Here is a 19,083-nt window from a genome sequence, read left to right as displayed (position 1 = left end):
ATCGGCAAATACGGCGTCGCCTCGATCGCCAACCTCGCCATGTTGATCGGCACCTTCTATCTCACCTCGTTCCTGTTCGTCTTCCTCGTGCTCGGTGCGGTGGCGCGNTATAACGGTTTCTCGATCGTCTCGCTCATCCGCTACATCAAGGAGGAACTGCTGCTGGTACTGGGCACCTCGTCCTCGGAAGCGGCTCTTCCGGGCCTCATGAACAAGATGGAGAAGGCGGGCTGCAAGCGTTCGGTCGTGGGTCTCGTCATCCCAACCGGCTTTTCCTTTAACCTCGACGGCACCAACATCTACATGACGCTTGCGGCGCTCTTCATCGCCCAGGCGACCGACACACCGCTCTCTCTCGGCGACCAGATCCTGCTGCTGCTCGTCGCCATGCTGAGCTCCAAGGGTGCCGCAGGTATCACCGGCGCCGGCTTCATCACGCTTGCCGCGACGCTCTCGGTCGTTCCGGCGGTGCCGGTCGCCGGCATGGCGCTGATCCTCGGCATCGACCGTTTCATGTCGGAATGTCGGGCAATTACCAATATTATCGGCAATGCAATTGCAACGCTCGTCGTGGCGAAGTGGGAAGGCGAGCTCGATCGAGCGCAGCTCTCGGCCGCGCTTGCCGGCGAGGTGCCGATCGAAATCATTCCGCCGGTGAAGCCGGCCAAGTAATGCCTCCCAGGGCCCGCACGGCAAGTGCGGTTTGGCGCGATCTGGTCTCCAGATCGCGCTTTTTTTGCGCTGATGGGCGCGCCTTGCCTGCAGCATACGAAGACAACTGGAAGCCGCACCGCCGGGGAGGGACCCAGTAGCTCGTTGATTGGAGCTCCCCGACTTCCTGCCCTCATTCGAAAAGAAAACGCACCTGTTTTTTGTTGCATCCGCGACACAGGCCAGTCGCGTCAACCTCTCGCTTTCCCGAGGCCTAAATAGCTGAAAGCGGTTATAAAAAACATTTCTGCGGCCTAACTAGTCAGATTGGCATGAGATTTGAAACCTCTCCATCACAAAGCGGCGAGCCACTACGGGCCTGCAGCTGTATCGCGGGTAGGCGCGATGGAGGAAAGGAAGAAGAAAACTTGGAAAAGTATTACGCTGCATGGAAGAGGATAATCTCATCGTTTCGCTCCATTTTTGAGTGCGTTGTGATGCCGGTTCCGATCTTTTTGAACCATGTTGCCCGTCGCCGTCAGCCAGCGCGTGATCGGGCTTCTTCATCGCGCCATTCGAGCCTGAGAAAGTACCGCCGCGCGGCGAGTCCTCTCGCTCGCTTTTCGCTTGGGAAGCCGAAGACCGCTGACGAGATTAGCGACCCTGCCCCACCTAAAAACGATCCAGCTGATGAGTGGCGCATATCCCACCCGATTTTGTGGGGGACTTCACTGTTTACATCGTCCGGCATGTACCAGCGCCCCAATGGAGACCCACTACACGCACCTGTGGCATCCATGGAGAACCCCCTGTCTCGTATTCCCTTTGACACGCGCGATGGACGAGGTACCCGGCTGATCCCGCGCCCGCGAGACCAGCGCAAGGCGCTGCATGACCTGCAGACCTTTTCTAGTCATCGCAGCACCTTTTCCCAGCGCTCAGCGAACGTCGGTCAATGATCCCGCTCGAGCTACATCCATCGGTATATGGCATCCTTGGTGCACTCTCAAATTCGCTGTTCTCGCTTGGGCGAGTGTGCGGCCCGCTCCGCATACGGAGGCAATAATGCATGGGAAGGCTGCCAATCAAGTCGGTGCCATCTGCTTTCGGGCCAATCCTGACGGGATCCTCGAAGTTCTTCTGATCACGACACGCGAAACGCACCGCTGGACCATCCCGAAGGGATGGAAGTTGCGGAACGTGAAGCGTGGGAAGAAGCCGGCGTAAAAGGCAAAGCCAAGAAGAAGCCATACGGGTACTACACATATTTGAAGAGGGTTCAAAACAACCGCTCTATTCAGTGCGTCGTGGAAGTTCATCTCCTGCGGGTTAAGAAGGTTAGATTCACATTTCCGGAGTGTCGAGAACGCGTGCTAATCTGGCTGCCACCGACCGAGGCGTCTTCACGGGTTCTCGAACGGGAGCTGAAGAGCCTCATTTCCGGATTTGGACGCCAAATTTAGCTCCGGCGAAACCGGAAAATGAGATTGGCTCAGCATACCTGACTGCGGATCGATACGCGCCTAAAGATGTGTTTGCGATCTCCAAACCTCTGGTCAACGCGGCAACGGTGAAGACACTTCAAAGCGCCGAACTGGCGATAGCGGCGTGAGGTGACCTCATCAAATACCTTCAGTCGGTTTTGTCGGAGGCGCGACACAGCCTTTTTTATAACATCTTGACCATTCTGAGGCTAAGGCATGGAAAAATTTGTCATAAATCACTCCTCGTCTTGATCAGATTCCATTCCGGATCATGTTCCATCCGCGTTGGTCAGGGACTTCAGTCTGTTCACATCGCCCGGCATGGCACCAACCGCGAACGGAGACCCGCACGCAGCTGTTGCTCGCGTTCACGGAAAGCCCCACATTTTCTATTCCCCTTTAACACGCGAGATGGACGGGGTACGTGGGTAATCACCCGCGCGCGCGACCAGCGCAAGGTGCTAGAGGATATCGAAACCTTTTCCAGCCATCGCAGCATCTTCTCCTCCGCGCTCGGCGAAGACTGGCCAATGATCCCGCTCGAGCTCCAACCACCGGCCCATTGCATCTTTCGTGCACTCCTAGATCCGCTGTTCACCCCGAGGCGAGTGATGGCATTGGAGCGGAAAGTCCGTAAGCAAGCGAGTGCGCTGATCGACCACCAGCTGTGACGTCATGAAGGATTTCGCCATTCCATTCACAGTTGACGTTTACCTCGGTTTTATGGGGCTCTCGAACAGCCGATCCGACGTTCTTATTCGCTGGGTAAGCGACTTGCTCCACGGCAATGGTGTTAAGCGAACGGAGGCGGCCCAATCGATCGTGAATTTTATTGACGAAGTTGCAGCGATGCGTCGGAAGCAACCAGCTGCCGATTTCATGACGTTCGTCGTGCGGGCGCAGGTTGAGGGTCGCTCCCTGACAAACGAGGAAGTCCGCGGTATCGGCGTGCTTTTCTTGATTGCGGGACTAGACACGGTCGCTGCCGCGATAGGCTTTGACCTGGCCTATCTCGCACGCAATCCAGAGGATCAGGAATTGCTGCGGAGAGAGCCGGACCGGATCGCGCTCGCGGTTGAAGAACTGTTGAGCGCCTATTCAACCGTTCAGATTATTCGTGTGGCTACGAAAGATGTCGACTTTGAAGGTGTATCGATCCGTAAGGGAGACTTCGTTTCCTGCGCCACGACGATTGCTAACCGCGACCCCACCGAATTTAAGTGCCCTGACACGATCGACCTGACACGACAGGGCAACGGCCACATAGCGTTTGGCTATGGTCCCCATCTTTGCCTCGGGGCAAACCTTGCCCGGCGGGAGATTGCTATAGGGGTCCACGAATGGCTGGCGCGGATCCCCACCTTTCGGATCAAGGACGATACGGCGCCGATTTCCCATGGGGGCCATGTATTCGGGGTTCAAAATTTGATTCTGACCTGGTCCTGACCGCCTCGTCGGCTGTAGCGAAAAACAAGGGCCCTCAGCCGCACCATACTGTGGTGCTTTAAACAGGAGTGAACGGATGACAGGGGCTCTCAGTGCAATGATTCCCCAATCAGTGGGCATTCTTGTTACAGCATGCCACGGCATGTGACGTGCAAGAAGATTCGTCTACGGTCCGGGAGCCCTAACGGACTCTTGGATTGAACGAAGCCGCTTGCGCGGCATTTGGAGCGCGGGATTTGCATGATGCGCTTCTGATTTGAAGGATTGGGCTGTTTTAGCCCAACCTTTGAACAGGAGATGACGATGACAGAGATAAGCCCGCTCCGCCGACGCATGATCGATGACATGACGATCCGCAATCTTTCGCCAGCGACGCAACGATCGTATTTGCATGCGGTGACGAAGTTCTCGCGCTATTTCGGGCGATCGCCAGACCGTCTTGGACTGGAAGACGTGCGCGCGTTTCAGGTGCATCTAATCTCATCGGGCCTATCATGGCCGGCCTTGATCCAGACAGTTTGTGCCCTGCGGTTCTTCTTTGGCGTCACGCTTGGTCGTGCCGAGATACCGGAGCGCATTGCCTATGCCCCGGCCAAGCTGCCGACGATCCTCAACGGCGACGAGATCGTGCGGTTTCTGGAAGCGGTTCCAAGCCTGAGGACCCGCACCGCACTGACGACAGCTTATGCGGCGGGGCTGCGCGCCTCGGAAGCTGTCCATCTCAAGGTCCGCAACATTGATGGCGAACGCGGCATCATCCGCGTCGAGCATGGCAAGGGCGGAAAGGATCGCAACGTCATGCTGTCAGCGCAGTTGCTCGCGATCCTGCGGGTCTATTGGCGGCTGGCGAGACCCGAGGTCTGGCTGTTTCCGGGCCGGGACGAGACCAAGCCCATCGACGTCCAGGTTCTGTATTCTGCCTGCCGTTCGGCGTGCACCGCGGCCGGCATCAACAAAAGGGTGACGGTACATACGCTGCGCCACAGCTTTGCCACCCATCTTCTAGAAAGCGGAACCGACATCCGCATCATCCAGGTTTTGCTCGGCCACAACAATCTGTCCACCACGGCACGCTACACGAAGGTTTCCAATACCCTGATCCGCAGCACGACCAGCCCGCTCGACCGGCTGACGCTGGAGGTGGTGCCGCCAAGCTGAGCAAGCTCCGCCATGGCGGTGGGACTGGAGGTGGCGGACATTTTTCGCCGCCACGGCGAAAGATATCGTCAAACACACGACGCTCATCTCGGGCGTGTCGAACGCCGAGTCATGAGTGCGGTCGAGATGTGCCGGACCGCTCGCCTGGGCGGGCATGTCCAGCAATGTCAGGACTGCGCGGCGTTCCGCATCGCCTATAATTCCTGTCGCAACCGGCATTGCCCAAAGTGCCAGGGACAGGCGAGCCGTGACTGGCTTGCTGCCCGACAGGCCGACCTTCTGCCTGTCGGCTATTTCCACGTGGTCTTCACCCTACCGCAGCAGATCGCCGCAATCGCCTTCCAGAACAAAAATGCCGTTTACACGATCCTGTTTCGCGCCGTCGCCGAGACGTTGCGCAAGCTTACTGCCGATCCCAGGCATCTGGGTGCAGAGATCGGCTTCATCGCGGTGCTGCACTCCTGGGGACAGAACCTCCATTATCACCCTCATATCCATTGCATCGTGCCGGGCGGCGGATTGTCGGCGGACCAGTCCCGTTGGGTTGCCTGCCGGGCAAACTTCTTCCTGCCCGTGCGCGTTCTGTCACGCCTGTTCAGGCGGCTGTTTCTTGAAGAGCTGAAGCAGGCCTACGACCTGGACCAGCTTCGGTTCTTTGGCGATATCGCCGGCCTGGCCGATCCGGCGGCGTTCAATCGCATTGTCAAAGAAACGCGGCGTGTCGACTGGGTGGTCTATGCCAAGCCGCCATTTGCCGGACCCGAACAGGTGCTCGCCTATCTCGGGCGCTATACCCATCGCATTGCCATCTCCAATTCCCGCCTCGTCAGCATCGATGGCGATCACGTCACATTCCGATGGAAGGATTATCGAACGGGCGGCAGGCAAAAGGTAATGACGCTCGATGCCCACGAGTTCATCCGCCGTTTCCTGCTTCACACCGTTCCGGACGGCTTTCACCGCATTCGTCATTACGGCCTGCTTGCCAATGGCCATCGGCAACTGAAGCTGGACCTGTGCCGAAGCCTGCTCGACGTCCCGCCGCCGGAACACCCGGTCGAAGAACCGGACGCAAAGCCACCACCTTTGCCGCACCGCTGCTCCTGTTGCGGCGGAACCATGACGATCATCGGCGCGTGAACCCCGCTCCAGCCGGTATGTCGGCCAGCATGGAACGCCAGTTCATGATCATATCACGCGCGGCATCATTGCAACGATCAGCGTCGGCATGCCGAAGAGCCGCGGTGCGAGTGCTTTGGCCAGTCGTGCCCGAGCGACGTTTCGGTCGATGCAAACCAGCCGACAGGCGCGTCAAACACACCGCAAATACCGGCACGAATCTCCTTCCAGACCTGTCCAGGCTCGGGCAAGGCTCAACCCTGCAAAACGCCATCCACCGCTTCGGCTAAATCCCCATAGCGCCAAACAACCCGCGCCATCGCTCAATCCGGCTTCAATGAGGTCCGATCAGTGAATGTCGCACGCACAGCGCCCGGACCTCACAGAACCCTCCAGATTCCTAGGGGTGATCAAATCAAATTCATAATGTTTAGGGACAGTCATGCGTATTTTGAATCGTCTGATTCTTCGGGACGAGCAGTGGGAGCGGATATCGCACCATACCATTGGTGATGAGCGCACGCGCGGCTCGTCCGGCCACGACAACCGGATGTTTGTGGAAGCGGTGCTTTGGATCGTGCGTAGCGGCTCGCGCTGGCGTGACCTGCCGGAAGTGTTCGGCGCGTGGAACAGCGTCTACCGCCGTTTCAGCCGCTGGAGTGAGAAGGGCGTCTGGTGGCGCGTGTTCGCCGCGATGGCGCACAGTCCGAACTTTGAATTCCTAATCGTTGATTCCACCATCATCCATGTCAATCGGCATGCCACCAGCACAAACAAGGGGGCTGAAGATCAAGCCCTTGATAGGCTGGATGCCGCTTATCGGGGTCGTCGCCGATGAATTGATCACCTCGCCGTTTGCAACCGAAATTATTCGCGGGCTCGATGGTGCTGCGAGGACCTCGGAGCTGGCAGTGTTCGCGATGACGTTGAGCGGCCGGCGCGACGTGGCCTCGGTGATTGAGGAGGTGCGCCGTTTTCGCCCGCGGGCGATCGCCTTTGCGGCCATGTACCACAAGGTTGTCGCGCTGCCTGAGGAATTTGTCGGGACCGTCGGGGTGATGATCAATTGCCGCGCGGCAAACGACCGGGTAACCTCGCTGGTGCCGGACGAAACGGGCGCCGCATACGAGATTACCAGCTACTTGATCGACGCCGGCCGGCGCAACATTGTCTTCATCAATCTGCCCGGCCTGCTTGCCAACTGCGCGAGGCGGGTTTTCGCCAGGCGCTGACCGAAGCCGGGCTCGACGGCGCCGGCCCATGGGTCTTGCCGGCCGTGCGCCGTGCGATCTAAGATCGGGCTTGCCGACTCCTCGGTCGTCCTTTACGGCAACAAGAAATATCTCGAAGCGATTGGCGCGCGGTGGACGACGCCTGGACGCGGGAGGAGTTCGAGGGCTACCTCGAAAAGCTGTCGAAGCTTGAGGGGGTCAAATGGCCGATCGACACGTTTCGCGGCTATGGAATAAAGACCGAATGGATCACCTATGCCTATAGCCCAATCCTACAATCGGCGGGCTGCGACCTGATCGATCGGAAGGCCTGGACATCCGTCGGAACGCTCGACAGCAAACCTTGCGTCGACGCGCTGGCGATGATGCAGAAATGGGTGAAGAGCGGTTGGGTCGTGCCGCAGTCGTCCGGCACCAACCAATTCTACGCCGAGGGTCATCCTGCCGCTCTCGCTCTTGGCGGCCACTGGGTCTATGCGGAAGCCGCAGCCTCGATGAAAGACGACGTCGTCGTCATGCCGCTGCCGAAGTTTGGACTGAAGGGCGCAAGCCCGAACGGCACCTTTGGTCCGATCGCTAACGACAAGCCGGTGAAGGTGTCGATGGAATTGCCCGCGGAGCTCCATCGCGATCTCACCGCCTATGCCGAGGTGCTGGCCCGTGAGACTGGGCAGCCAGTCGGCGACGCAGTTCGCCTGATCGTGCCTATGTTGGAGCGCTTCATTGCCTCGGATCGGGGGTTCGCGAAGGCACGCCGCATCTCGATCTAAATTGTGACATCGATCAGCTGACTTTCCACCCCGCGTCCGGCCGCGGCGCCAGTTCGAACAGCGACAGGTAGCGCTCGTCGACCGGCCGCGATAACCACTCCGAGGACACGCTGCTGATCCGATCGCCGCGGCTGACATTTACTTTGTGGCCGCCGTTGGGGTCGCTGCTGGTATCCAGAACGTGTATGCTTATGGGATCAATCGTCTAAGGGTGCCGGCAGCCTCTCCTTCACAACCAATACGAACCCTTACTCTCGGTGTTGCGTGCTCCCAGTAGAAGGGATTAGCCCTGCAGGGTCCGGGTGTTGGGGAAGACTTTCCTCTAATGGGCGACGGCATTTCATTGACTTCTCCGGCCATTGGCCGTACATGAGAGGCCAAGGAGAATGATGATGGCCCAAACTACAATACATCCGCCGCGCGGCCGGGTCCGTGGCGAGCGTCTAGAGACGCGCGTTACGGCCGACCAGAAAAATCTTATTGAGCGCGCCGCGGCCCTCCAGGGCCGGACGGTGACCGATTTCGTATTGTCCAGCGTCCAGGAGGCCGCCCACCGGGCGATCGAGGAGCATCAACGTCTGGACCTGTCGGTCCGTGACAGCGAGACCTTCGTCGAGGCGTTGCTCAATCCGCAACCGGTAAACGCCCGTCTGCACGACACCGTGCGCCGCTATCGCCAGGCGACTGGCGTCTGACGGGTGGGGAACGACGTCGAAGAAACACTGCGGGTAGAAATTCTCGGCTCGCAGCACGACAGGTCGGTATTCGACAGCGGCGTAGATCCGCTCGATCGATATTTCCGCGTTCAGGCAGGTCAGGACGCGCGCAAGAACATGGCGGCTCCCTTCGTTCTGGTTCTAGCGGATGGGACGGTGGCTGGCTACTACACCCTTTCATCGACGGCAGTGAATCTCGGGGACCTGCCGGAAAAGACAGTGCGGAAACTTCCGCGCTACCCGCTCGTTCCGGCAACCCTTCTCGGCCGCCTCGCGGTCGATCGGCACCATCAAGGCAAGGGGTACGGCCGGTTTCTGCTTGCGGACGCCCTTTTTCGGGCGGTCAAAAGCGAGATCGCCTCCTTCGCTGTGATCGTTGACGCCAAGGATGACATTGCGCGCCGATTCTACGAGCGCGAAAGCTTTTTGCCGTTTCCCGACCAGCCGATGAAGCTGTTTCGGCCGATGGTGGATATCGAACAGCTCTTCAAATAAGAAAGAAAGCGCGAGGAAGGATGGCATTCTGGAAAGGTCGTGGGGCGGCGAAGGAAAACATCAGACTTTTTGAGGCGGCCAAGACCTGGCGGCGCTGTGCCGACGAGATCGATCGGACAACGGGAGAGGTTGAGGAGCGCGGCCAAATCTCGACAGCAATCACAGCCTTGCTGAGGCGGCCAAACGGGTGCCTAAGGGCGTGATCTGTCACCCGCGAGCTGGTAGAGCCCACGACCGAGTCTCGTCACGACGTGTCTGTCGCGCAAGCCTCGGCGTCCGGAGTTTCGATCCGGTGGTCCAGGCGGCCATCAACCGCAACCAGACTTTCGAGCAGACGGAGACCGCCGTCCAGCAATTGCGAAAAGGCCGGCATCGGCAGCATCAACTTCGACCTGATCTATGGCTTGCCGTATCTGTATCGATACCGTGCAGACTGCCGTCCGGTTGCGCCCCCTACGGCTATGCACACCTCCCGGACTTCAAAAAACACCAGCACCTGATCGATGAGGCGACCTTGCCGAATGCAGAAGAGCGCAACCTCCAGGCTAAGGCGCTCGCAGAAGCGCTTGTCGATTCCGGCTACGTGCGGATCGGTCTTGATCACTTCGCATTGCCGGCAGATTAACTTTCGATGGCCAGTGCGCGCGGGGACTTGAAGCGAAACTTCCAGGGTTACACGACGGACACGTGCGTGGCCCTGATCGGTCTCGGGGCACCTGCCATCGGCAAGCTTCCGCGGGTATGTCCAAAACGAAGTCGCCCCCGGAGCCTATGCGCAACCGATTGCTTCGGGCGTCCTGGCCACCGTGAAGGGTATCGCTTGACCGGGCAGGATCGGTTTCGGGCGGTAATCATAGAGCGGCTGATGTGATTTCGCCGTCGACCTCAATCGTCTTGGTGCGCGTTTTGGCTATGAAGCCCCAATGCGCGCTTCGCCGACAGCGCGCCGGCTGTCCTCTGTCCGACATCGTTGGGTTTGCCGTCCGTGAGCATAAAGCAGCAGCAGCGACGACCTCGACGATAGGCGCCGGCGTCTCGTAATCGCTCGACGTCTTGCTTGCGGTGGGTATATCAATCCATAGCTCGGCGGCACCGTGGTACGGGCGGCAAGCTCGTTGGCGAAGACACACGGAGACGAACTCGTCATACTCGTCGGCAAGATTGCTTCCGGTGACCGCCTTGCCATTAAGGCTCGTAGGTTTTGAGTGTTCACCTTTGGCTTTTTCGATCGTCCAGTAGGATTTGGGCATGCGGTTGACCGAGAGAATGCTTTCCGGAATTTGAATGCGTAAATGATTTCACTTCTCCGCGGCTGGATCGATGAGCATCGGGATAGCCGGCTCTGCTAACGCCTGCCCCTGTGTGAATGCACGTCAAGGCCGGGTGGATCGTTGGCGCGCGAAACCGCATGACGCTTACCTCCTTGTATTCCGTACCGCAACATTTTGTCGGATTAAACCAAGCGCTAAACGTGCCAAAAAAAGGTTTCAATTACAACGTGGTGAGCCGCCAGCCCCTATGTCCGATCTCTGACAGTTTGTTATGAACCCGACACAGTGTTGTCCTCGCGTGAACATCCGTCGTCGCCTCGGCCGCGCGGCGCTTCGTCCTGGGTGAAGGTCGCGATTGGAGCGCCGGGGCAGTCGCGTCGCCGGCAGTTCGATTAGGCCGACGGTCGTCAAGTCATGCGGCGGGAATTGGTTCCGCTGTAAACTCTTCAGTAGTGTACCGATTATTTGACGAAGCCGCTTGTTCGCCTGATAGTACTCACAGCCTTTCTGCCCTTGATGCCAGCGTGTGTAGCCGTCGGTCCCGACTATCAAAAGGCTGTCGTATTGACGCCGTCCAATGGAACAGCAATGTCAGCGCCGCAACACCGCGTCTCGGCCCTGTCGGCTCGAAGCTGGGATTTTGGCCAAGTTGAAGAACGATTAGTGAACGTCAGGGTTTAGCCTGTGCTTTGAGCAGCATGACCACATTGTCGGCTGTGAATTGAAGCCGCGGCGATCTGGGATACGCTCGACGGAGATGGGATATTTAGGTCTTGGTGGATCAATGCCGGTGATCTGGAAACGCTCACCACGAGCGATAAACTCGCGTTTGAAGTCGGCAGCCTCCAGGCCGTATTGTTCGGCCAGCAGGGCGAACATCTCCATATCCAGCTTGAGAGCTTTGCCAGCTGGCGCGGGAATGCTGACGCGGAACGCAGGTTCGAACGAGAAGCCAGGCTCCAGGCCGCGCCACCCGGCACTTTCGATGACCAGTCCGTGATCTGAGGCGATTTTTCTGCAAGCCTCAAGCATACTGGTCTGAATCTGCTCGCAGGCCGCGGGTGTCAAACGGGTGAGCGATTGGTCCTGCTCATTTGGAAGAACCTTATTCGCACCTGATAGACCGTACCGCGCGATATGCCGAGATCACGGGCGATCTTGCTGGGACCCTCGGTGAACGGGACGAGCGCATCCAGTGCGGACGCATTACGGAGCATCCGATTCAGCTCTGCCGCTGTCGCATTCTGGATGTCCTTTTGCGGATCGACGTGTTCCAGCAAAGCCTGCAGATCCCTTTCCTGGGGCCGCAATTGGCTCAGGCAGCAAGCCTCCATGACGTCAATGAAGCCTGGCGCTGGTGGGTGGCCGTTTTCCAACCCGTCCGCCAGAGCCGCCTCCAGCAGCAGTTCGGCAGCCATTCGATCTATCTTGACGCTGTTTGCTTCCTGGCCCGGGCTTGCAGTTTTCCCCCGATCGTCAGGCCTTGTGCTCCAACACCGTCAGCGGTGGTCGCCATGATGTCGCTGACGATCGGCTCCGCTCCGTTTTGATTGAAAGCATCTGCAAGACCTTGTCGCCGAGCCAGTTTGCCGATGTCATCGATAGCCGCCCGGGCGGTACTCGCCGGCAACCAGCCACGAATAATCGGCAAACAGGATGCAGTTTCAGGCTGCAGCTCCCCGGCAAAAGGCGAAGCCGACGGCGCTTTGGCCGTGGCTGTCAACCACCGCCGCCATGCAGACCAGAACGGCGACCCATCAGATTGCGGTCCCATGCTCCGAACTTTGTCGAATCGGACGCGCAGGCCGTCCCCGCGTCACCCCAGACAGCGGCGTTACGGATCGACAGGGTCTCTTTTGCAACCCGTGCGCACGCCTCCCTCAGCGCCGGCGCGTGGATAAAGCGGCGGTGAACATGCAGCAGCTCGTCGTAGCTGACATCAGTGTTGCGCCAGCGATCCGCTTCAGCCCGGCATTCATGCCGAGACCATAAAGGCACAACAGAAGCCGCCGATCCAGCGCCTCGCGTGACAGAGCAACCCTTGACGCCGATGTTTCGAAGGCGTCCGGCAAACCGGTATCGAGTGCGGCTGACAAGGTCCGGCTGCTGTGGCGCGGCGAAAACCGCATATCGATCACACCGTTCAAGCCTCTGCCGGAGCCGAAGGGGCTTCTCGGCTTTGAGCTCGCCCCACCCCTGAAGGCAATCGCCCGGCAAAAGCTGGCGCTTCCGGATGCAGGCATGCGGACGCGGCTACCGAACCTCCTGCCGATCCTTTCTAGCGTGATCAGTTGGGAAGAGGGCTGGAAGCGATCAAGGGCGAGATCGGTCAGCGCTGGCCGATGACAGGATTGCTCGACGTGCTGAAGGAAGGAACGGCAGGCAACCCGCGACTATTCGCAGCTCAAGCGATGCTCGTCTTCGGAGGTTGCCGCGATGATCGACGGCGTGCTGCGCCATTGCAGATCGAGCAGCAATATGACGAGATGGTCAAACAGCAAGGTGGTCGGCGAGATCGCGAGGGATATCGAACGCGTTTACGGCAAGGAACAGTTGCTGGTCGACATCGCCATCGCCTCGATCGACGAACCGGCGGGGCGGGTCTGCGATGTTATCTTCCCGATCGTCGGGAAGGACAAGCTCGCGGCCATTATCGAGGAGAGCCAGGCGAAAGGCGCTCTCGACCGGCGGATCTATAAGGTGATGCGGGCGTCCTGGGCGTTTCGAGCGCGATCCGATCTTGTGGATTGTCTCGATCAGCAGATCGACCAGGGCGTCCGTGAGCTGCGCTTGTCGTGACGAAAGATAGATCGCGTAGAGGCCGATCTGTTTGGCCGGAGCGTGCCGCCGCATCTCCCAGGCCTTTTCGCCGGCGACACGGCGAACGATATGTTCCACCCATACCTTCCCGGTCGTCGCCAGGATATCCTGCGGCAGATCAAGCCTCTGCATGAAGGCGAGCTTCTCCGTCATGCAGAGGATGTTGTCGAGCGATGCCTGGCCAGCATCGCCTCTCATCGTATTGAAGCCGGTCTGCCCGTCTGCCTCGGCAATAGACGCTTCCAGCAATACGACGGCGTGTTTAGACAGACGAGCGCTGGTCTCGGCCACCAGGCCATCGAAATAGCACTGTCGTTGAGAACGAACCAGACGTTCCAGTTCTCTCAGTGACGGGCCGTATATGCGCCGGTCCCGGCACCAGAGGAAAACCTCATCCAGCATTGCACCAGCCGATCGTCCGGTCGGGCACAGCTCGGCAGCAATCCATAATGTCAGCGCCTCACGATCGGCGTGCTTCAGCCGCCGAAAGCCGAGATACTGCAATATCTCGGCGCAATGCCGGCGCGAGGTACGACCACAAAAATCATATTCGCTCAGGGTATCGTCATCAAATCCAAGCTGCTCGGCCAGGTATGAGATACATCGGCAGGGATTGCGCTGCGATCCGGTACGAAGAAGCCGTAGCCCATGAAAAACTTCAGCTGCGCCGCCAGCCCAAGGCGCGCCGATACCGGCTTGCCGGTTACAAATTCCATATCGGAAAAACTCAGGCTCCAGCGGCTGACCAAATCTTCATGCGAAAGGCTCAAACTCGTCACTCCACTCCATAAATCGGAGCGAAATGTCGTTCCTCGGCAAATGACACGTCAATCACCGCGGCAGTGTTCCCACAACGTTCTTCAACTTGGCCAAAATCCCAGCTTCGAGCCGACAGGGCCGTGTAGGCCCGAGAACAGATCGAACTGATAGGTCGTGAACTGACGTGGCATGGACATCTCCCCGACTCGCTTCGTGAGAGTCCGATGCTGCGCCTATCTCCTCGCGTTGTGATCGGGTGCCAGCCTCTTCGAGTATCCTCGCCAAAGCACGCAGGCTGGCGAGTTCAACATGTGGAACCGGCATGGTGCGCCAATGCGCACTGGCAATTCGGTCGAACATCCAGACCGGGATCTCCAGCCACCGGTCAGCGGCATCACTGGTAAGGCTGCAGCGGAAGACGGCAATTCCCTTGTCGAGCACTTGATGGATATGGATCAGCCGTCCCGACCAGGGGTGCCACGGATATAAGAGCTCGTGAACTTCAGTCCCGTGGGTGTTCTGTCGCTCTGTTGTACAACCATTTTCGGCCCCATTCATCGCTCGGATATCAGACCCCGGCAAGCTATGCCGGGACCATCGCCGCAACCGGCTCCAACGCTGCGCGAGATGAGAGCTTCGCGTTTCCGCCGGTTGCTACCACCGCGCCACTTGGCGTATTCAAAACCGCCGGGGCTCTAACCGCCGCTGGATGAAAGTTCAATGGCCGGTCAAACAGCCCCTTCAACCTACTTCGAGAACGTCGCCAAACGCCTGGACGTGGATCGCCTGTAGATTCGCGCCCGCGGCGATATCAGCCTGAAGATCGAGATACGTCGTGTCTTGGAGCAAAATTTTCGCGTCTATGTCGTTCGGAAGGTCTGGCGGCAGTTGAAGCGAGAAGGCTTCTATGTCGCCCCCTGGCATCCGTGCGGCGCAGGAGGATTTCGGAAGACGCGTCGATCGTCGTGAGTTCAAGTAACGCCTGAGGAACCTGTCGTCATCGACCTGCAGCGCTTCACCGGTAATCTGAAGACGGCTTGGAAAGCTGGCGAGGTGCGACGTACGCATAAAAGATCGGCGGACCAAACCTTATCCAAAGAGGCCGACCATGCTTGGGCCGTATGAAGCTCAGATTCGGGCATGGCTGGAGGCTGAGCCGACACTCTCGGCAGCCGTCGTGCTGCAGCGGCTGATGAACCTCGATCAGACACGGCTCACGAACAAAGGCCTGCGGAAGGTGCAGATGGCGGTGAAAGCCTGGCGTCAGGAGTCGGCCCTTCAGATCCTCAATGGCGACTGGATGGCGATCACGCCGGCTCTTCCACCCGCCAAATCGTTTGGTAACATTATTCGGTGAGGCAATAGGCGGGGTCAATACCTCGATTCCCTTGAGATAACTGCCGAGGCCGATTGATAGCCAATCGCGTTGTGCGATCTCCGACAATGTGTCGAGGCTGCGACATAGACGAGGTTGCACTATACGTTGCTTTTAAAATGATTTTCTCCTTTGGCACAGTTCATGCTTGGTCGTTTACGAGCGCCCCCCGGGGCGTTCTGAAAATCTACTGCCGTCAAAAGTTAGTGCAGTTTTGTCAGTCAACACCGCCAGGAGCCGCGCAATGCGAGAAGCTTTCGCTGCTTTCGTTGAAAATCCCACTGAAACCGGGCGTTATGAATGTGGACCTAGGAACGATGAATGAGGCCGGTAAGCATGCCTGCGACGAATTAGCGGCCGATTACTATTAGCCTCCGGCTGCTTACAGTTCTCAACCCTATCCCAAATACAAGTTGTACTTTCGCTATCGACGCCGCTCGTGCCACCTCGTGGACGATTACCAAACGGAGACAAACATGACGATCATCAAAACCGCCTACGCCATTATCGTCGCAGGGACTGTCGCTACGGCTTTTGTGGCTGAGGCGTCCGACTTAGTCAGCGTACCCTATGCGCCCGCGATCTCGGCGAGCCCGAGCGCTTCCGCGTGCTGGTGCGCCAGGCGCTGATGATCGCGCTTGCGATCATGGGCCTCGGCGCCATCATCATCTGGTTTGGCATCGGCCGCAACGCGCTGAAGCGGATCGACCGCATGTCCGCCGCAAGCAAGAAGATCATGGCGGGGGACCTCTCGCAGCGCCTGCCGGTCGGTGGTTCGGGTGACGAGTTCGACCGCCTGTCGGTTTCGCTGAACACGATGTTGGAGCGCATCGAAAAGCTGAACGAGGGCCTGCGGCAGGTTTCCGACAACATTGCTCACGACCTCAAGACGCCGCTGACGCGTCTGCGCAACAAGGCCGCTGATGCGATTGACACGGCCAATGAGGATCAGCGCCGCCTGGCTCTGGATGGGATCATCTCGGAATCCGATCAATTGATCCGAACCTTCGATGCGCTTTTGATGATCTCGCGCGTGGAAGCGGGTTCTGTCGCCGCGGAGATGTCACCAATCGAGCTTTCAACGATTGTTGCCGACAGCGCCGAACTTTACGAGCCGGTTGCGGATGAGGCTGGACTGGTGCTGACATCCAGCATCGAACCCGGCATATCCATCCAAGGCAACCGCGAACTGATCGGCCAGGCGATCTTCAATCTGATCGACAACGCGATCAAATACTCCGGGGATGCCAAGGGCGGTGAAATCAGCCTGAAGCTGCTGCGCCGGCCTGACGGCATTTGCCTTTCGGTCGCCGACCACGGGCCGGGCATTCCCGCCGACAAGCGCGAGGATGTCGTCAAGCGCTTCGTGCGGCTTGACGAGAGCCGATCCAAGCCGGGCACGGGGCTCGGCCTTTCGCTGGTCGAGGCGGTGATGGAACTGCATGGCGGCACGCTGGAGCTTTCCGATACAGATCCGGAAAAAGAAGACGGCCGTGGCCTTACCGTCAGCGTGATTTTTCCCGTCAAGCCTGCTTAGGGTTGGCCGCCCCGGATTGTCACCCTAGGTTAGTTTCCGTCCATAAACGGCTGGTTTTCTTGTGCTTGCAGCGCGTTTGGGTTCCGCTTGGTGGCCGCTTTGAAGCCATGCGGTGTGGCTCATGGGTGCTAATTGCGGCGGCCAGGATTTCTGGTGGAAATGCGCGCATTGGCAACTGCCGGCGTTCCGCCGGTCCGGTTTTGGCTGGCGACATGGGATGTCAGTTCGATCTGAGGCGGGCGAAGAGGGCGAGATTGTAAGCGACCACCGAGGACCAGACATAAGTCTTGAAGTGGTCGAGCCCACGCCAGGTGCAGCGCCCCAAGCCGTAGGCGCGTTTGAGGCAGGAGATGCCGGCCTCGATGCCGGCGCGGAAGTTGCGTAGCTTGCGATAGACCCAGCGGCTTTTGACCATGTCTTCGATCTTGAGGCCGCACTTCTTGTGGAAGGCCATGTCTCGCACGCCCCAGGCCTTGGCTCCGCTCAGATTTTCGCGGCTGGCATAGCCGCCGTCGGCGGCGGCCTGCCGTGGCGGCTCGCCCCAGATGCCAATGTGACGCTCCAGCATCGGCAGCAAGCGCTCGCTGTCGGCCGGGTTGCCGGCTTCGACGACGAGGTCGAGGATCAGCCCGCTTGTGCCGGTGGTCAAATTGATCTTATGGCCATACTCGACGTCGCGGCTGCCTTTGACGATGATGTCGGCATGCGGCTCGAACAAACTGACCAGCTTGTCGCCAGCCGGCACCGCCTCGCCGGCCAGGACCCGCCGCTCGGTCTGGGCGATGATCCGTTCGATCAGCGGCTTATAGTGGCGGACTTGGGCCTGCCAGCGTTCGACCGCCGGGCCCGCCGCCAAGGGCAGCTGCGCCGCCGCCTGTTCGAGATAGCTCAAGGTGGTGCGCGTGATCCTGAGCAGCGCGCGATAGTGCTGAACTCGTTTCGGACGACCGCGGGTAAATTGGATCGCCCGGGATCGCTTCTTCGCCGCGCGGCAGTGATCGTGCCATGAGATGGCGCTGCCCAAGGAAGCCGCCTGCTGCAACAGCCGCACCATCACCCGCACGCAGTCCCACAAAAGACTGCTGTCGCTCGGTTCGTGCATCAGCGCCGAAGTGACGGTGCTGTCGATGCGCACGACCTTGCCGCGTTCCACCTTGTCCTGCCGGGCGCTTGTCAACAGCACGCGATTGATCGCTTCAAAGGTCCCGGCCCGGATCGCGCTGATCGTCTTGTGCAAGACCTCTTCGGGCTGCACCCCCATGGCAGCCGGGCAAAAGCCCGGAACGAGGCGGAATCTTCCAGATGAAAGGCCAGCTCCTCATAACTCAACTGACGGTGTTGTTTGAGCAGGGCGCAACGCAGCACGGCCTCCGCCGGCAGGCCCTCGCGGCCGGTCTCCTTCACGCCGTGGCGGCGCAGGTCCTGCGCTACCAGCCCGAGCAGATCACGATGCTCATCCAGCCATTGCGACATGGCTTTCAGCTCGCGGCCGATCTCGTGTTCGGCGAAAAGATCGAATATATTGGATTGGACGGTGCGTTCTTGGCGCATTGTCGGCTCCGGCGGTTGCGGGTTTGTCTTTAGAATCAATGGCTTGATCTAAAGTGTACCTGAAACCGCCGGGCTTTGCCCGCGGCAATATCGCGATTCCTCCAATAATTTCAGCGGTTTACCGTTTGTGGACGGGCACTAGTCTATCTCGATCCGCTGAAAAGAAGCGATGAAAAACAACGCCACATCCGTCAATGTCTAGCGCTCAAGACACCCCGATTTCATGCGAAGCAGCCAACCGCGAGGCCTCATGCAACATAATCTCCCGCATCCAGATGCTTGCCTGATCCTTGTTGTGGAGGGCTGGCCACTGGACAGCCTCAGTAAAAAAGAGGGGTGGCAGCGGAGATTTGACGATCCGCAAGGGTATGGTTTTCGCAAAGTGGTTGGCCAGCCGCAATGGGATCGTTGCTATCCGGTTGGTACCCGACAACAACGGCGGAATCAAAGTAAAACCCGGTACAACAAGCTCGATACGTCTCTTGAAGCCATGCTCAAGCAGCAGCCATTGCTCGACGGAGGGCTTTCGTCCGAACTGGGCGGCAACATGCCCCATCGACATATATGTCTCGAAAGAGAGATCCCCCAATAGCTGCTTGTTCGTGGGGCAGCCGACGCACACGAGTGCCTCGTCGAACAATTTCGCTTTGGGATGCGCGCTCGACATGAACACGTCCGGAAGAATTAAAAAATCGACAT

Annotated in this window: 13 protein-coding genes and 11 pseudogenes; 16 read left to right on the top strand and 8 right to left on the bottom strand. The window is 59.0% G+C overall.

Going from position 1 to position 19,083, the window contains the following annotated elements; all coding sequences use genetic code 11:
- The 12 genes and pseudogenes from A3C3_RS0135015 to A3C3_RS47660 form a co-directional block, all read left to right on the top strand.
- Positions 1 to 672, top strand: a 672-nt coding sequence (locus A3C3_RS0135015; protein WP_028740263.1) for a cation:dicarboxylate symporter family transporter, incomplete at its 5' end; no start/stop codon positions are given.
- A 1,044-nt stretch (positions 673 to 1,716) separates the two neighbouring features.
- Positions 1,717 to 2,114: pseudogene (locus A3C3_RS48825) on the top strand (NUDIX hydrolase).
- 306 nt (positions 2,115 to 2,420) lie between these two features.
- A pseudogene (locus A3C3_RS42200) lies at positions 2,421 to 3,581 on the top strand (cytochrome P450).
- Positions 3,582 to 3,884: 303 nt separating this feature from the next.
- Positions 3,885 to 4,739: a tyrosine-type recombinase/integrase gene (locus A3C3_RS0135000; protein WP_028740262.1), complete on the top strand. Its 855-nt coding sequence runs from the start codon at positions 3,885 to 3,887 to the stop codon at positions 4,737 to 4,739.
- 12 nt (positions 4,740 to 4,751) lie between these two features.
- Complete coding sequence (locus A3C3_RS42195; RefSeq protein WP_051154568.1) at positions 4,752 to 5,879, top strand: IS91 family transposase; 1,128 nt, start codon at positions 4,752 to 4,754, stop codon at positions 5,877 to 5,879.
- A 421-nt stretch (positions 5,880 to 6,300) separates the two neighbouring features.
- Positions 6,301 to 6,663: pseudogene (locus tag A3C3_RS0134990) on the top strand (IS5 family transposase); the annotation flags it as partial.
- Positions 6,605 to 7,149: pseudogene (locus A3C3_RS42190) on the top strand (type 1 periplasmic-binding domain-containing protein); the annotation flags it as partial. The pseudogenes A3C3_RS0134990 and A3C3_RS42190, both read left to right, overlap by 59 nt.
- 4 nt (positions 7,150 to 7,153) lie before the next feature.
- Positions 7,154 to 7,656, top strand: a pseudogene (locus tag A3C3_RS48820) (type 2 periplasmic-binding domain-containing protein); the annotation flags it as partial.
- Positions 7,657 to 7,662: 6 nt separating this feature from the next.
- Positions 7,663 to 7,860 (top strand): DUF2274 domain-containing protein, encoded by a 198-nt coding sequence (locus A3C3_RS47670; RefSeq protein WP_376774951.1) that lies wholly within the window; start codon positions 7,663 to 7,665, stop codon positions 7,858 to 7,860.
- Between the two features lie 392 nt (positions 7,861 to 8,252).
- Positions 8,253 to 8,555, top strand: coding sequence for a type II toxin-antitoxin system TacA family antitoxin (locus tag A3C3_RS0134975; RefSeq protein WP_022719149.1), 303 nt, complete (start codon positions 8,253 to 8,255; stop codon positions 8,553 to 8,555).
- A gap of 3 nt (positions 8,556 to 8,558) precedes the next feature.
- The gene (locus A3C3_RS0134970) at positions 8,559 to 9,071 is read left to right on the top strand and encodes a GNAT family N-acetyltransferase (protein ID WP_022719148.1); all 513 of its coding nucleotides are present in this window, start codon (positions 8,559 to 8,561) and stop codon (positions 9,069 to 9,071) included.
- A 253-nt stretch (positions 9,072 to 9,324) separates the two neighbouring features.
- Positions 9,325 to 9,988, top strand: a pseudogene (locus A3C3_RS47660) (oxygen-independent coproporphyrinogen III oxidase); the annotation flags it as partial.
- Positions 9,989 to 11,002: 1,014 nt separating this feature from the next.
- On the opposite strand, the gene A3C3_RS42175 reads toward A3C3_RS47660, so the two are convergent.
- The 6 genes and pseudogenes from A3C3_RS42175 to A3C3_RS47645 form a co-directional block, all read right to left on the bottom strand.
- Entirely contained in the window at positions 11,003 to 11,374 is a 372-nt protein-coding gene (locus A3C3_RS42175) for a hypothetical protein (RefSeq protein ID WP_233450510.1), read from the bottom strand.
- Positions 11,375 to 11,406: 32 nt separating this feature from the next.
- Entirely contained in the window at positions 11,407 to 11,760 is a 354-nt protein-coding gene (locus tag A3C3_RS47655) for a hypothetical protein (RefSeq protein WP_022719143.1), read from the bottom strand.
- A gap of 5 nt (positions 11,761 to 11,765) precedes the next feature.
- On the bottom strand, positions 11,766 to 12,065 hold the full coding sequence (locus A3C3_RS47650; RefSeq protein ID WP_233450509.1) for a hypothetical protein: 300 nt from the start codon (positions 12,063 to 12,065) through the stop codon (positions 11,766 to 11,768).
- Positions 12,065 to 12,432, bottom strand: a pseudogene (locus tag A3C3_RS44565) (Tn3 family transposase); the annotation flags it as partial. The gene A3C3_RS47650 and the pseudogene A3C3_RS44565, both read right to left, overlap by 1 nt.
- A gap of 400 nt (positions 12,433 to 12,832) precedes the next feature.
- A complete protein-coding gene (locus A3C3_RS44555; protein WP_233450530.1) occupies positions 12,833 to 13,720 on the bottom strand; it encodes a DUF4158 domain-containing protein in 888 nt (295 codons plus the stop codon).
- Positions 13,717 to 13,932: a DUF4158 domain-containing protein gene (locus A3C3_RS47645; protein ID WP_233450507.1), complete on the bottom strand. Its 216-nt coding sequence runs from the start codon at positions 13,930 to 13,932 to the stop codon at positions 13,717 to 13,719. Before A3C3_RS47645 ends, A3C3_RS44555 begins: the two co-directional genes overlap by 4 nt.
- A gap of 522 nt (positions 13,933 to 14,454) precedes the next feature.
- On the opposite strand from A3C3_RS47645, the pseudogene A3C3_RS44550 reads away from it, so the two are divergent.
- From A3C3_RS44550 to A3C3_RS40380, 4 genes and pseudogenes are all read left to right on the top strand, one after another.
- Positions 14,455 to 14,634, top strand: a pseudogene (locus A3C3_RS44550) (IS3 family transposase); the annotation flags it as partial.
- A gap of 22 nt (positions 14,635 to 14,656) precedes the next feature.
- Positions 14,657 to 14,836 (top strand): annotated as a pseudogene (locus tag A3C3_RS45770) (IS3 family transposase); the annotation flags it as partial.
- A gap of 193 nt (positions 14,837 to 15,029) precedes the next feature.
- Positions 15,030 to 15,278: a hypothetical protein gene (locus tag A3C3_RS47640; protein ID WP_233450506.1), complete on the top strand. Its 249-nt coding sequence runs from the start codon at positions 15,030 to 15,032 to the stop codon at positions 15,276 to 15,278.
- 580 nt (positions 15,279 to 15,858) lie between these two features.
- A pseudogene (locus A3C3_RS40380) lies at positions 15,859 to 16,833 on the top strand (sensor histidine kinase); the annotation flags it as partial.
- A gap of 220 nt (positions 16,834 to 17,053) precedes the next feature.
- Here the strand turns inward: A3C3_RS40380 and A3C3_RS42165 are convergent.
- Together A3C3_RS42165 and A3C3_RS0134880 are read right to left on the bottom strand one after the other, a co-directional pair.
- Positions 17,054 to 18,384 (bottom strand): annotated as a pseudogene (locus tag A3C3_RS42165) (ISNCY family transposase).
- 205 nt (positions 18,385 to 18,589) lie between these two features.
- A partial coding sequence (locus A3C3_RS0134880) for a LysR family transcriptional regulator (RefSeq protein WP_022719134.1) occupies positions 18,590 to 19,083 on the bottom strand: 494 nt, incomplete at its 5' end.

It is taken from the genome of Rhizobium mongolense USDA 1844, assembly GCF_000419765.1.
Taxonomy (GTDB): domain Bacteria; phylum Pseudomonadota; class Alphaproteobacteria; order Rhizobiales; family Rhizobiaceae; genus Rhizobium; species Rhizobium mongolense.
This window is presented reverse-complemented; position numbering and strand designations above follow the sequence as displayed.